13 protein-coding genes are annotated in these 13,116 nt (G+C 69.4%); 4 read left to right on the top strand and 9 right to left on the bottom strand.

The features are described from left to right. Positions 1-62 precede the first annotated feature (62 nt). The 7 genes from ACSFBC_RS13165 to ACSFBC_RS13135 form a co-directional block, all read right to left on the bottom strand. The gene (locus ACSFBC_RS13165) at positions 63-1,124 is read right to left on the bottom strand and encodes an ABC transporter permease (RefSeq protein WP_435510779.1); all 1,062 of its coding nucleotides are present in this window, start codon (positions 1,122-1,124) and stop codon (positions 63-65) included. Further along, positions 1,121-2,674, bottom strand: a complete 1,554-nt coding sequence (locus tag ACSFBC_RS13160) for an ABC transporter ATP-binding protein (protein WP_435510778.1) — start codon at positions 2,672-2,674, stop codon at positions 1,121-1,123. The genes ACSFBC_RS13165 and ACSFBC_RS13160 overlap by 4 nt, the downstream gene beginning before the upstream one ends. Before the next feature lie 124 nt (positions 2,675-2,798). Beyond that, positions 2,799-3,764: a 5'-methylthioadenosine/S-adenosylhomocysteine nucleosidase gene (locus tag ACSFBC_RS13155; protein WP_435510777.1), complete on the bottom strand. Its 966-nt coding sequence runs from the start codon at positions 3,762-3,764 to the stop codon at positions 2,799-2,801. Next, positions 3,761-4,762: a BMP family protein gene (locus ACSFBC_RS13150; RefSeq protein ID WP_435510776.1), complete on the bottom strand. Its 1,002-nt coding sequence runs from the start codon at positions 4,760-4,762 to the stop codon at positions 3,761-3,763. Before ACSFBC_RS13150 ends, ACSFBC_RS13155 begins: the two co-directional genes overlap by 4 nt. A 161-nt stretch (positions 4,763-4,923) precedes the next feature. Continuing rightward, entirely contained in the window at positions 4,924-5,553 is a 630-nt protein-coding gene (gene upp, locus ACSFBC_RS13145) for a uracil phosphoribosyltransferase (protein ID WP_435510775.1), read from the bottom strand. A 68-nt stretch (positions 5,554-5,621) separates the two neighbouring features. Next, positions 5,622-6,950: a URC4/urg3 family protein gene (locus tag ACSFBC_RS13140; RefSeq protein WP_435511173.1), complete on the bottom strand. Its 1,329-nt coding sequence runs from the start codon at positions 6,948-6,950 to the stop codon at positions 5,622-5,624. An 86-nt stretch (positions 6,951-7,036) separates the two neighbouring features. Further along, on the bottom strand, positions 7,037-8,419 hold the full coding sequence (locus tag ACSFBC_RS13135) for a GTP cyclohydrolase II (RefSeq protein WP_435510774.1): 1,383 nt from the start codon (positions 8,417-8,419) through the stop codon (positions 7,037-7,039). Positions 8,420-8,573: 154 nt separating this feature from the next. On the opposite strand from ACSFBC_RS13135, the gene ACSFBC_RS13130 reads away from it, so the two are divergent. The 3 genes from ACSFBC_RS13130 to ACSFBC_RS13120 all read left to right on the top strand — a co-directional run bounded on the left by ACSFBC_RS13130 (position 8,574) and on the right by ACSFBC_RS13120 (position 10,363). Next, positions 8,574-9,152 carry a sigma-70 family RNA polymerase sigma factor gene (locus ACSFBC_RS13130; RefSeq protein ID WP_435510773.1) on the top strand — a complete coding sequence of 193 codons (579 nt, stop codon included), beginning with the start codon at positions 8,574-8,576 and terminating at the stop codon, positions 9,150-9,152. Continuing rightward, positions 9,149-9,793, top strand: coding sequence for a DUF1109 domain-containing protein (locus ACSFBC_RS13125; protein WP_435510772.1), 645 nt, complete (start codon positions 9,149-9,151; stop codon positions 9,791-9,793). Before ACSFBC_RS13130 ends, ACSFBC_RS13125 begins: the two co-directional genes overlap by 4 nt. Positions 9,794-9,856: 63 nt before the next feature. Further along, on the top strand, positions 9,857-10,363 hold the full coding sequence (locus ACSFBC_RS13120; protein WP_435510771.1) for a DUF1993 domain-containing protein: 507 nt from the start codon (positions 9,857-9,859) through the stop codon (positions 10,361-10,363). A 3-nt stretch (positions 10,364-10,366) separates the two neighbouring features. On the opposite strand, the gene ACSFBC_RS13115 is transcribed toward ACSFBC_RS13120, so the two are convergent. Continuing rightward, positions 10,367-11,215: a class I SAM-dependent methyltransferase gene (locus ACSFBC_RS13115; RefSeq protein WP_435510770.1), complete on the bottom strand. Its 849-nt coding sequence runs from the start codon at positions 11,213-11,215 to the stop codon at positions 10,367-10,369. After that, positions 11,212-12,267: a ferrochelatase gene (hemH, locus tag ACSFBC_RS13110; RefSeq protein WP_435510769.1), complete on the bottom strand. Its 1,056-nt coding sequence runs from the start codon at positions 12,265-12,267 to the stop codon at positions 11,212-11,214. Before hemH ends, ACSFBC_RS13115 begins: the two co-directional genes overlap by 4 nt. A 15-nt stretch (positions 12,268-12,282) precedes the next feature. On the opposite strand from hemH, the gene ACSFBC_RS13105 reads away from it, so the two are divergent. After that, positions 12,283-13,029, top strand: a complete 747-nt coding sequence (locus tag ACSFBC_RS13105) for an HAD family hydrolase (RefSeq protein WP_435510768.1) — start codon at positions 12,283-12,285, stop codon at positions 13,027-13,029. Positions 13,030-13,116 lie beyond the last annotated feature (87 nt).

Here is a 13,116-nt window from a genome sequence, read left to right as displayed (position 1 = left end):
GTGGCCCCCATCCCTGCCTTCCCCCGGAGGGGGGAGGAGCAAGTCCGCAGGGGCGCTGACCATCATTTGCGCCGCACCCGGTACTGCGTCAGCAGCGTCGCCACCAGCACCGCGATCAGCGAGGCGGCGACGATCACGTCGGCGATGTAGGTCGGCACACCGACCGCGCGGCTCATGCTGTCGGCGCCGACCAGCACGCCGGCCACGAACACGCCCGCGGCAATCACGCCCAGCGGGTGCAGGCCGGCGAGCATCGCGATCACGATGCCGGTGTAGCCATAGCCCGGCGACATGTCCAGCGTCACGTAGCTGGTGCGGCCCGCGACCTCGATCGCGCCGGCCAGGCCGGCCAGCGCGCCCGACAGCAGCGCCACCATGACCACGGTGCGCGTCACGGGCACGCCAGCGAAGGCCGCGCCGCGTGCGTTGGCGCCCACCGCGCGGATGTCGAAGCCCAGCACCGTGTACTTGAAGATCGCCCAGACCATCACCGCCAGCGAGACGGCCCAGATCAGCCCGGTGTGCACGCGCGTCTGCGCGATCAGCTTGCCGAGTTCCAGATCGCCCTGCAGCGCCACGCTCTGCGGCCAGCCCATGGCCGTCGGGTCCTTCATCGGGCCGTCGAGCATGGCCGAGACCGCGAGCAGCACGATGAAATTGATCAACAGCGTGGTCACGACCTCGTCGACGCCCAGCCGGGTCTTCATCAGCGCCGGGCCCAGCAGCAGCAGTGCGCCCGCGACGGCCGCGGCCCCCATCATCAGCGGGAACAGCAGCCAGGGCGAGAGTTCGAAGCCCGTGCCGCCGTGCATGCCGCCGACGGCGATCGCGGCCAGTGCGCCCGCGTAGAGCTGGCCCTCGGCGCCGATGTTGAACAGCCGCGCCTTGAAGGCCACGGTGGCCGCGAGGCCGGTGAGGATCAGCGGGATGGCGCGGGTCAGCGTCTCGCTCCAGGCGAAGACCGAGCCGAAGCCGCCCTGCAGCAGCAGCGCGTAGGTCCGGCCCACGGGGGCGCCCGCCCAGAGCACCAGCAGGGCGCTGACGGCGAGCGTGAAGACGACTGCGCCGACGGGGGCGAGCACGAGGGCCAGGGGGGAGGTCCGGTGACGGCGTTCGAGTCTCATGAGGGTTCCGTGCCGGCCATGGCCAGGCCGATGGCTTCGCGCGTCCAGGCTGTGGCGGGCCGCGGTTCGCCCAGGTGGCCGCCGTGCATCACCGCCACGCGGTCGCCCAGTGCCAGCACCTCGTCGAGGTCGTCGGAGATCACCAGCACCGCTGCGCCGGCATCGCGCGCGGCGATCAATTGCTGCTGCACATAGGCGACCGCACCGATGTCCAGGCCCCAGGTCGGCTGGTGCGCGACGATCAGCCGCGGCGGCCTGCGCTGGCCGTTGGCGGACTCAGGCGCCATCAGCGCGCGGCCCAGGATCAGCTTCTGCATGTTGCCGCCCGAGAGCGAGCGGGCGGGCGACGACAGGCCCGCGCCGCGCACGTCGTAGGCCTTCTCCACGCGTGCCGCATAGGCACGCGCCGCGGCGCGCCGGACCCAGCGCAGGCCCAGCGGCGTCCAGCGCGAGAAGGCCGGGCTGCGCAGCCGTTCGGACACCGCGTTCTCCCAGACCGGCAGGTCGCCGATCACGCCCACGGCGTGCCGGTCTTCGGGAATGCGCGCGACGCCGCGCGGCACCAGCCGGGCGGGCGAGGGGGGCAGCGCGCGGCCCATCAGCTGCACCGAGCCGGCCACCGCGCGGCGCGTGCCGCTCAGCAGCTCGGCCAGTGCGACCTGGCCGTTGCCCGACACGCCCGCGATGGCGACGATCTCGCCGGCCCTGAGCGTGAGCGTCACGCCGTCGAGCCGGTCATGGCCGCTGCCGCCGGTTTGCACATGGTCGAGCACGCAGACCGCGTCGCCCACGCTGCGGGACGGCCGGCGCGCGGTCTTCTCGACCGCATGGCCGACCATCCAGAGCGCGAGCTCGGCCTGCGTGGTGTCGACCGCGCGCGCCTGCGCCACCAGCTTGCCGCCGCGCAGCACCGCGACGCGGTGCGACACGCGCAGCACCTCGCCCAGCTTGTGGCTGATGAAGATGATCGACAGGCCCTGCGCCACCATCTGGGCCAGCGTGTCGAACAGCGCCTCGCTCTCCTGCGGCGTGAGCACCGCGGTCGGCTCGTCGAGGATCAGGATGCGCGCGCCGCGGTACAGCGCCTTGAGGATCTCCACGCGCTGGCGCTCGCCGACCGACAGGTCGCCGATCTTCGCGTCGGGCTGCACCGGCAGGCCGAAGCGCTGCGACACCTCGAGCAACCGCGCCCGCGCCGCGCTGCGTCGCGAGAAGGGTTGCCACAGCGGCTCGGTGCCCATGAGCACGTTGTCGAGCACGCTGAGGTTGTCGGCCAGCGTGAAGTGCTGGTGCACCATGCCGATGCCCGCGGCCAGCGCGGCCTTGGGGTTGCCGGGCGCAAGCGGCTGGCCGAAGGCCTCGATGCGGCCCTCGTCGGCCGTGTAGTGGCCGAACAGGATCGACATCAGCGTCGACTTGCCGGCGCCGTTCTCGCCCAGCAGCGCCAGCACTTCACCGGCCTGCAGTTCGAGGGAGATCGCATCGTTGGCCACCAGCGCGCCGAAGCGCTTGGTGATGCCTTGAAGGCGGAGGACAGGGGTCTGGGTCATTGTTTTTCTCCTTCCCCTTCCGGGGGAAGGTAGGGATGGGGGCTCGCGATCCATAGCAACGTCTTCTGGTAGCGCATGCCCCCACCCCAACCCTCCCCCGGCGGGGGAGGGAGCGAGAGCGGGGTCACTTCCAGGCCGCGAGGAAAGCCAGCATCACCTTGGCCGAATTGTCGGCCGCGATGCCCATGAAGGTGCCCATCTCGTTCTCGCCCTCGCCGCCGCCCGCGAGGTCGCTGAGCGAGCGGAAGGCGATGTAGGGCACGCCGTTGCTGTAGGCCACCATGCCCACGGCCGCGGTCTCCATGTCGATCACGTTGGCCTGGAAGGTCCTGAAGGTGTATTCGCGGTATGCCTTGTTGTCCATGAAGGCCTGGCCCGAGACGCCGTTGCCGCCGACCACGAGCTGCGGCTTGCGCGGCAGGCAGCGGCCGGCGCTGCAGTTCGCCAGGTCGACGTTGCGGATGCTGCGCGCGACCGCGAGCATCTTGGGGTCGACCTCGAACCAGAACTTGCGCTCGATCTGCGGCTTCGCTTCGGTGCGCACTTCGACGGCGCGCGGATGCACCATGCCGAAGTTCGGGAACATGGCCGCATCGGTGATGAAGGGCGGTGCGCTGAACCGGCCCGGCGCGGTCTCGCGCGCCATCAGCACCTCGAGGTACTGGCCCCATTGCGCGGGCACGGTGACGTCGCCCACGTGCAGCGCAGGGTTCACGCCGCCCGCGATGCCGCTGAAGACGATGTGGGTGACGCGAAAGCGATCGAGCACGCGCTGCGTGTTCATGGTCGCGTTCGTCATGCTGATGCCCGAGAGGAACAGCACCACCGGCTTGCCTTCGAGCGTGCCGGTCGTGAAGTCGACGCCGTGCACGCTGTGCGTGACCGGTTTCTGCAGCCGGGACAGCAGCAGCGTGAGCTCGGGCTGGAAGGCCGAGATCACCGCGATGCGCGGCGTGTCGTCGAGGCGGGTGTCCTCGATCGCGCCGGCACTCTTGTAGATGCCGATGCAGCCCGCGAGCGCGACCACGCCGGCCGCCAGCACGCAGGCCGACAGCGCCGAGCGCCAGCGCGTCATCGCGGCGGCCTTCATTTGGCCGTCGATTTGGGCTGCGCGTCGTCGACCTTGACGGTGAACTTGCCTGCCACGATGTCGGCTTCCTTGGCCTTGACCTTGGCGAGCGTGTCGGCCGGCACCTTCTTCTCGAAGGTGCCCAGCGGCGCGAGCTCGGAGCCCTTGTGCTTCATCATCGAATACTGGCCGTAGTCCTCGGCGGTGAACTTGCCTTCCTTCACCAGCTTGATCGCACGGTCGGCCGAGGGCTCGAAATTCCACAGCGCCGATGCCACCACGGTGTCGGGGTACTGGGCCTGGGTGTTGATCACGTTGCCGATCGCGAGCTTGCCCTTTTCCTTGGCCGCGTCGCTCACGCCGAAGCGCTCGGCGTAGAGCACGTCGGCGCCCTTGTCGATCATCGCGAACGCGGCTTCCTTGGCCTTCGGCGGGTCGAACCAGCTGTTGATGAAGCTCACGGTGAACTCGACCTTGGGATTGGTCTCCCTGGCGCCGGCCATGAAGGCGTTCATCAGCCGGTTGACCTCGGGGATCGGAAAGCCGCCGACCATGCCGATCCGGTTCGACTTGCTCATGCTGCCCGCGACCATGCCGCTCAGGTAGGCCGGCTCCTGGATGTAGTTGTCGAACACGCTCAGGTTGGGCGCCTGCGGCTTGCCCGAGGAACCGAGCAGGAAGGAGGTCTTGGGGAAGTCCTTGGCCACCTTGCGCGCCGCGGCCTCGACGCCGAACACGTCGCCGATGATCAGCTGGTTGCCACCCGTCGCGTACTCGCGCATCACGCGCTCGAAGTCGGCGTTGGTCACGTTCTCCGTCGCCTTGTAGTCGATCTCGCCGCGCGCCTCGGCCGCCTTGAGCGCCTTGTGCAGCCGGCTGACCCACTGCTGCTCGAAAGGCGAGGTGTAGACCCCCGCCACCTTGAGCTTGGCCTGCGCCAATGCCAGCCCCGGCGCACCCGCCGCCACGGCGGCGGCCAGGGCCACCGAACGAATGATCAATTGACGACGAGCTGTCACGATTTTTCCTTGGGTTGTTGGATCGACAGAAAGAACAAGGCGATAGCGGCGCACTCTTCACGTGGGATACCGCGGAACCGGCTTCGCCGGGCCGCCGGTATCGCCCCCCAGTGGGGGGAGGGGCGCCGCGACACGCAGTGCGCAAGCCCTCGGGGGGCGTCCTACTTCGTCCCGAAGATCCGGTCACCCGCATCGCCGAGGCCCGGCAGGATGTAGCCGTGGCTGTCCAACTCGCGGTCGATGGCGGCGGTGTAGATCGGCACGTCGGGGTGCGCCTCCTGCAGGTTCTTCACGCCCTCGGGGCAGGTCAGCAGGCAGACGAACTTGATCGACTTGGGGTTCATCTCCTTGAGCCGCTCGACTGCCGCGATGGCCGAGTTGCCGGTGGCCAGCATCGGGTCGACCACGATGATGTCGCGGTTCTCCATCTCGCTGGGCATCTTGAAGTAGTACTCGACCGCGGTCAGCGTCTTGGGATCGCGGTACAGGCCGATGTGGCCGACGCGCGCGCCCGGCACCACGCTCAGCATGCCTTCGAGGATGCCGTTGCCGGCGCGCAGGATCGACACCAGCACCAGCTTCTTGCCGTCGATCACCTTCGACGTCATGGTCTCGAGCGGGGTCTCGACCTCGATGTCCTGCATCGGCATGTCGCGCGTGACCTCGTAGGCCATGAGCATGCTGAGCTCGTTGAGAAGGCGGCGGAAGCTGTTGGTGGACGCATCCTTGCGGCGCATCAGCGTGAGCTTGTGCTGGACGAGGGGGTGGTCGAGGACATGGACGTTGCTCATAGGGCGGAGATTCTGAGGAAAAGCGTGGCGGCGTTGCCGTGTTTCTTTCGAAACGGAGGAGGGAGAGTTTAAAAGACGGTGCCGTCGCTTTCGATCCGCAGCGGAGGCGAACCATCACGCAAGCGTTGTGCCAGCACGCGCCCCGCGGCCCAGGTGCCGCCCTCCAGCACGCAGGCCAGCGGCAATTCATCGGCGCTGCGGCCCAGCAGCTTGCGCACGCGCGGCGCCAGTTCGTCGAGCAGCGCGACCGTGAGCGCGCGCCATTCGACGATGAACTCGTCGCTCACCTTCCAGCTGCGCGTGAGCGATGCCGCGTCGCGCGGCACGATCACGCCGCTGTCGATCAGCAGGCCGCCGTTGCGGTACTCGGGCAGGCCGGTGAGCGCGTCGAGCCCGCGCACCTTCACGCCCGCGCCCTCGATGGGTTCGAGCAGCGAGTAGGTGAGCCACTGCGAGAGCTTGTGGAAGGGCACCCAGCCGTTGGTGAGTCCCGGGCCGTGCACCGCGCTGTGGCGCCAGCAATCGCCCAGCGCGAAGGCCGGATCGCCCGAGCCCATCGGGATGCCGCCGGGCGCATCGCTGCCGTCGATCGCCAGGCTGTCGACCGCATTGGCCGCGGGCCAGATGCGCGACAAGGAACTCAGCACCAGCGACAGCAGATCGTGCGCCTTGACCTCGGCGGTCGGCGGCAGCGCCGGGCCGTAGGGGCCGACCAGCGCATCGAACAGGCGGCCCGGCCGGCCTTCCTGGCCGAAGACTTCGGGCTGTTCGGTCAGCGCCTCGCCCAGCCGCCGCAGCAGCATCGCGCGGCCGGCGATGCCCACCAGCGGGTTGACGTCGCTCAGCTGAAAAGCCTGGGCCAGCCGGTCGGTCACGAGCGCCCGCAGGCCCGCGGCATCGGCTTGCAGCGGCCGGTCGGGATCGGAGGAGAACAGGCCGCTGGTGAAGGCGTGGAAGCTCGCCACGCCGAGCCCCTCGGAGCGCGTGAAGCGCTGGCCGCTGGCCGACTCGACGTAGTGCCAGTCGGGGCCGGCGCCGGCATCGAGCAGCACGCTCACCAGCACCAGGTCGATCTGCACGCGGGCGCGTTCGCGGGGCGTCACCTTGTCGCCCAGCAGCCGGTCGAGTTCGGCCAGACGGTCGACGCCGCCGGCCTCGAAATGGCGCCAGCGGCTGTGGAAGGGGATGCGTCCCGAGGGGTAGCGCTCGCGCGTCACATCGGCCACGGTCTGCGCGGCGCCGTCGAGTGCGGCCGTGTCGCCGATCGTGAACCAGGCCGACTCGCCGCTGCGGGCCCGCGCCAGCAGCTGTGCCGCGCGCTCGCGCACGGCCGTCGTGTTGCGCAGCCAGGTGGCAGCGGCGGCGGGCTGGGTGAAGTCGGGCGTCAGTTCCTGCATCGGGTCGACCCGTCCCTGCGCGTCGGCGTGGCGCACCGCCTGGTTGGCGGTGGCGTGTTCGGGGTCCAGTCCGTAATTGTCCTTGCTCATTCGGTGAGTCCTCGGCCCTTGGCCTGCTTGAGTTCGTCGGCGTCGGGCACGTGGCCCGGCGTGAAATAGCCGGCCGCCTTCTTGGCGTCCATCTCGACCTGGGCGTCGGCCGGGATCAGTTCGTCGGGGATGTTGACCCGCTCGCCGATCTCGATGCCCGAGCCGGTGATGGCGTCGAACTTCAGGTTGCTCATCGACACCAGGCGGTGGATCTTGGTGATGCCCAGCCAATGGAAGACGTCGGGCATGAGCTCCTGAAAGCGCATGTCCTGCACGCCGGCCACGCATTCGGTGCGGGCGAAATACTGGTCGGCCGTGTCGCCGCCGACCTGGCGCTTGCGCGCGTTGTAGACCAGGAACTTGGTGACCTCGCCCAGCGCGCGGCCTTCCTTGCGCGAATAGGCGATCAGGCCGACGCCGCCGCGTTGCGCGCCGCGGATGCACTCCTCGATGGCGTGCGTGAGGTAGGGCCGGCAGGTGCAGATGTCGGAGCCGAACACGTCGGAGCCGTTGCATTCGTCGTGGATGCGGGCCGTGAGCTCGACCGCGGGGTTGGCCAGGTCGCGCGGGTTGCCGAAGATGTAGAGCGTCTGCCCGCCGATGGGCGGCAGGAACACCTCCAGGTCGGAGCGCGTCACCAGCTCGGGGTACATGCCGCCGGTTTCCTCGAACAGCGTGCGGCGCAGGTCGGTCTCGGAGCAGCCGAAGCGCTTGGCGACCTCGGGCAGGTACCAGGCCGGCTCGACCGCCACCTTGGTCACCATGGCCGCGCCGCCGTCGGTGAGGAACTTGCCGTCGGCCTGGAGCCGGCCGGTCTGCAGCGCCTCGATCACCTCCGGCAGGATCACGTGCGCCTTGGTCACGGCCAAGGTCGGGCGGATGTCGTAGCCGGCCGCGAGCTCGGCCGAGAACACGTCGGCCACGATCGCGCCCCAGGGGTCGAGCGACACGATGCGTCCGGGCTCGCTCCACTGAGGGTAGGGGCCGATGGCGTCGGTCGGCGAGGTGTTGGTCAGGTCGGCCTTGTGCTCGCGCTTGAGCGCGCCCGCGGCCACGGCCAGCGCGCGGTACACGCTGTAGGAGCCGCTGTGGGTGCCGATCACGTTGCGGTGCGCGCGCGAGGTGGTGGTGCCGACGATCGGGCCGCGTTCGGTCGCGGTCGCCGCGCCCCAGTGGATCGGCAGGGCGCCGAAGCCGCTCGCGTGCGAGGTCAGCCGGATGTGGCGCGGTCCGGCCGCATGGACTGCGGTGGCCGCGGCGGCGTAGATCGGGGACAGCGAGATCGAGGCGAGGTCGTCGGGCCCCGCGGGCGGGGTCTCGTTCAGCGGGGGCGTGGCGGAGGTGGGATGGGGAGAACTCGGAACGGTGTCGACAGACATTGCAGGCCCTCAAAAAATGCAATGTACCGACGGACCCCGCGACTGGCAAGCGGAGGTACGCCATCCGCCGTAGGCGGGCGCCGCGACCGGTCCACGGCACAATCGACCCGTCTTTTTTCACCGGCCCCGCATCCCGCTGTAACCCGCAGAGCGAATGAAACGAACAACATCCGGGAGCCCGCAGCAGCTGCACGACGCCGAAGCGGCGCTGCACGACCTGTTCGTGCGCGGCCAGGCCGGCGACGCGACGGCCTACCGTGCATTCCTGGTCCAGCTGGGCGCGCACCTGCGCGGCTTCCTGGGTCGGCGCCTGTTCGGCTGGCCCGATGAAGTGGAAGACCTTGTCCAGGAATGCCTGATCGCCATGCACAACCAGCGCCACACCTACCAGAGCGACCAGCCCTTGACGGCCTGGGTGCACGCGATCGCACGCTACAAGATGATCGACCTGCTGCGCGCCAAGGGCAGCCGCGAGGCGCGGCACATTCCGCTGGAAGACGATCTCGAAGTGTTCGCCGAGTCGACCACCGAGGCCAGCGACGCGCGGCGCGACCTGTCGGGTCTGCTCGACACCTTGCCCGACCGCCACCGGCTGCCGATCGTCCACGTGAAGCTCGAGGGCCTGTCGATCGCCGAGGCCGCCGAGAAGACCGGCATGTCGGAGTCGGCGGTCAAGGTCGGCATCCACCGCGGGCTCAAGGCGCTGATGCAGAAGATCAAGGACGCCCGATGAAGACCGATGCACTGATCTCGATGCTGGCGGCCGATGCCGCGCCGGTGCCCCGCCATGCCGCGGCGCACCGGCTGTCGCTGGCCCTCGGCGTGGCGGTGCCGCTCTCGCTGGCCCTGCTGCTCGTGGGCTACGGCGTGCGCCGCGACTGGGCCGATGCGATGCAGTTGCCGATGTTCTGGCTCAAGTTGCTGATCCCGCTGTGCATCGCGCTGGCGGCCGGTGTGATCCTGCAGCGCCTGGCGCGGCCGGGCGTGCGCCTCGGGGCGGGTTGGCCGCTTCTGCTCGGCGCGCCCGTGGCCCTGATCTGGGCGCTGGCGGCGGCCGTGTGGATGCCCGCCACCGAGCCCGAACGAACCAGGATGCTCTGGGGCATCTCGTGGCAGATCTGCGCGGCCAGCATCCTGCTGATGGCCGCACCCGTGTTCGTCGGAGCCATTGTGGCGCTGCGCAGCCTGGCGCCGACCCGGCCCGCGCTCGCGGGCGCCGCGGCCGGTACGCTGGCGGGCGGCGTGGGGGCAGCGGTCTACGCGCTGCACTGCATGGAGCTGGCGGCGCCTTTTCTGGCGGTCTGGTACGTGAGCGGCATCGCAGCGACGGCCCTGATCGGCGCCGTGCTCGGCCCGCGCCTGCTGCGGTGGTAAGGCCTCGCCAGCAGACTTCGGGCGGCCGCACGACAATCGCGCGCTGAACCCCCAGGAGACCCCATGGCGCTTTCGTTGTACGACCTTTCCGTTCCCGTCTTCCTCCGCGGCCTGAACCAGTTGAACCACCTGCTCGACAAGGGCCTGGCGCACGCCACGGCCACCGGCATCGACACCGCGACCCTGGTCAACGCACGTCTGGCGCCCGACATGTACACGCTGGCCGGCCAGGTGCAGGGCGCGAGCGATGCCTCGAAGCTGGGCAGTGCGCGGCTTGCGGGCCTCACCGCGCCGAGCTTTCCCGACATCGAGACCACCTACGCCGAACTGCAGGCCCGGGTCGCGAAGACCATCGACTACCTGAACACCATCGAGCGCGCCCAGGTCGACGGCTTCGAGGACCGCGCGGTGGTGATGAAGAGCCGCGGCAACGAGGTGCAGTTCACCGCCCAGCGCTACCTGCTGCAGTTCGCGCTGCCCAACTTTTTCTTCCATGTGACCACCGCCTACGACGTGCTGCGCCACAGCGGCGTGCCCATCGGAAAAATGGACTACCTCGGCAAGTTCTGAGCCTCAGGGCTTGCGCGCGCTCAGCGCATACATCAGCGGGATGCTGGGCATGCCCTCGGGCGGTGCCATCCGCCGGCCGCCGATGTCGCGCATGCCGTCGAAGGGTTTCCAGCCGTTGGCATAGGGATACTCGTCGAAGCGCTCGAGATGCAGCCCGGCCTGCGCGAGCGCCGTCATGACCTGGCCCACGCCCCATGAAAACTCGAAGCTCGGGTGCGGGTTGCAGAAGTCCTGCACGCCGGCCTGGTAGCCCTCGCGAGCGAGCCCGTCGCCTGATTCGGCCACGTAGTCGCCGACGCCGGCTTCAGGCACGGGCGCGGTGTTGAAGTAGTCGTAGTGAAACTGCCAGGCCGGATCGAACACCATCGCGAAGGGATGGAATTCGACGAAGACGAAGCGCCCGCCGGCCCGCAGCGACTGGGACACGCCACGGGCCCAGGCTGCGATATCCGACAGCCAGCACAGCGTGCCGTAGGAACAGAACACGATGTCGTGCTGCTCGCCGCGCGCCTGCGCATGGCGGAAGTGGTCGTAGACATCGGCACGCTCGAAGTGCGCCGCGATGCCCGATTGCGCCGAGAGCTGTGTCGCGAAGGCGATCGCCTCGTCCGAGATGTCCACACCCGTCACTTCGGCGCCGAGGCGCGCGATGCTCAGGCTGTCCTGGCCCGCATTGCATTGCAGGTGCAGCACCCGCAAACCCCTGACGTCGCCGAGCAGTTCGGTTTCCTCGGGGAACAACGTGGAGCCGCCGGATCGGAAAAAAGCCGCCTGATCGCCCTTGTGGCTGTTGTGCGCGACGGTCGCGGCGTTCCACGAGCGTCGGTTGGCCTCGTGCAGATCCTTCTTCATGGCGCCGGCGCCGAGGGCTTCGTCGGCCAGCCCGCGAGATGCCGCTCGGCGATGCCCGTGAGCGCATCGATCCACAGCGGGCTGTCGTTGAGGCAGGGGATGTAGTGGAATGCCTTGCCACCCGTCTCCAGGAATGCATCACGACCTTCCATCGCGATTTCCTCCAGGGTCTCGAGGCAGTCGGCCGGGAAGCCCGGGCACATCACGTCGACCCGCTGCGTGCCCGCAGCGCCCAGTTCGCGCAGTGTCGGCTCGGTGTAGGGCTCGAGCCATTTGGCGCGGCCGAAGCGCGACTGGAAGGTCACGCGGTGCTGCGCCGCCGTGAGCCCCAGCCGCTCGGCCAGCAGGCGCGCCGTGGTCAGGCATTGCGACTGGTACGGATCTCCCAGCCGGATGTTGCGCTCGGGAATGCCGTGGAAGCTCATCACCAATTGGTCGGGCCGGCCGTTCTGCTTCCAGTAGGCCTCGACGCTGCGGGCCAGCGCCTCGATGTAGGCCGGGTCGTCGTGGTAGTCGTTGACGAAGCGCAGCTCGGGCAGCCGGCGCTGCTTCAGGGTCCAGGCGTTGACCGCGTCGATCACGCTGGCCGTGGTGGTGGCCGAGTACTGCGGATAGGCCTGCAGCACCAGCACGCGCGCCGCGCCTTCGGCCATCAGCGCATCGAGCTGCGAGGCGATCGACGGGTTCGCATAGCGCATCGCATGGCGCACCGAGACGCGATGGTGGCCGCGCTCGCCGAGCCAGCCGGCCAGCAGCTTGGCCTGCTTCTCGGTCCACACCTTGAGCGGCGAGCCCTCGGCCAGCCAGATGCTCGCGTACTTGGCGGCCGACTTGGCGGGCCGCGTGCGCAGGATGATGCCGTTCAGGATCAGCCACCAGATCGCACGCGGGATCTCGACCACACGTGGGTCGCCCAGGAATTCCGAGAGGTAGGGCCGCACGGCTTTGGCGGTCGGGGCATCGGGCGAACCGAGGTTGCACCAGAGCACGGCGGTGCGTGGCGTGGTGGGGGAGGTGGGCAAGGGCGTGACGGACGGGGCGATCGAAGGCATGCGATATTCTCGACCATGACTTCCGAGACACCGGCCCTTGCGGCACCCGACGGCCTGGATTTGACGCGCATCGCCGCGATCTCGCTGGACCTCGACGACACCCTTTGGCCGATCTGGCCCACCATCGCGCGTGCCGAAGAGGTGCTGCACGACTGGTTGCTGCGCGAGGCGCCGAAGACGGCCGAGCTGCTGCTCACGCCCGGCGTGCTGCGCGAACTGCGCGAAGCCACCGAGCGCGAGCGCTCCGACCTCGCACACGACCTGAGCGCGCTGCGCCGCGAATCGATCCGTGCCGCGCTGTCGCGCGTGGGCGAGGATCCGGCGCTGGCCGATGCGGCCTTCGACGTGTTCTTCGCCGAGCGCCAACGCGTGGTGCTCTACGACGATGCACTGCCCGCGTTGAAGTGGCTCAGTGACCGCTACCCGCTGGTGGCGATCTCCAACGGCAACGCGGACCTGAAACGCACCGGCGTCGACCCCTGGTTTCGCACGGCCTTCAGCGCCAGCATCTTCGGCAGCGGCAAGCCGCACGCGCCGATCTTCCACGCCGCCGCGGCCTCGGTCGGCGTGCAGCCGCACGCGGTGCTGCACGTGGGTGACGATGCCGCGCTCGACGTGGTGGGCGCGCTCGCGGTCGGCATGCAGGCGGCCTGGGTGGTGCGCCATCCCGAGGAAGAGAACAAGCCCTGGACACACGGCGCGCGGCCGCAGCTCGTGGTGCGTGATCTGCAGGCCCTGTGCCGCGCGCTCGGCGCCGACTGAGCTCCTGCTTTCCCTTCGCTGCGGAACTATTCGGCGGTGAGGGACCCGGAGAGGCTGGCCACGGTTCGCGTGGCCGCTTTTCTGTTT

Source organism: Variovorax frigidus (assembly GCF_051216515.1).
Lineage (GTDB): Bacteria > Pseudomonadota > Gammaproteobacteria > Burkholderiales > Burkholderiaceae_C > Variovorax.
The sequence above is the reverse complement of the archived record's forward strand: the minus strand, read 5'-3'. Positions and strand labels throughout refer to the sequence as shown.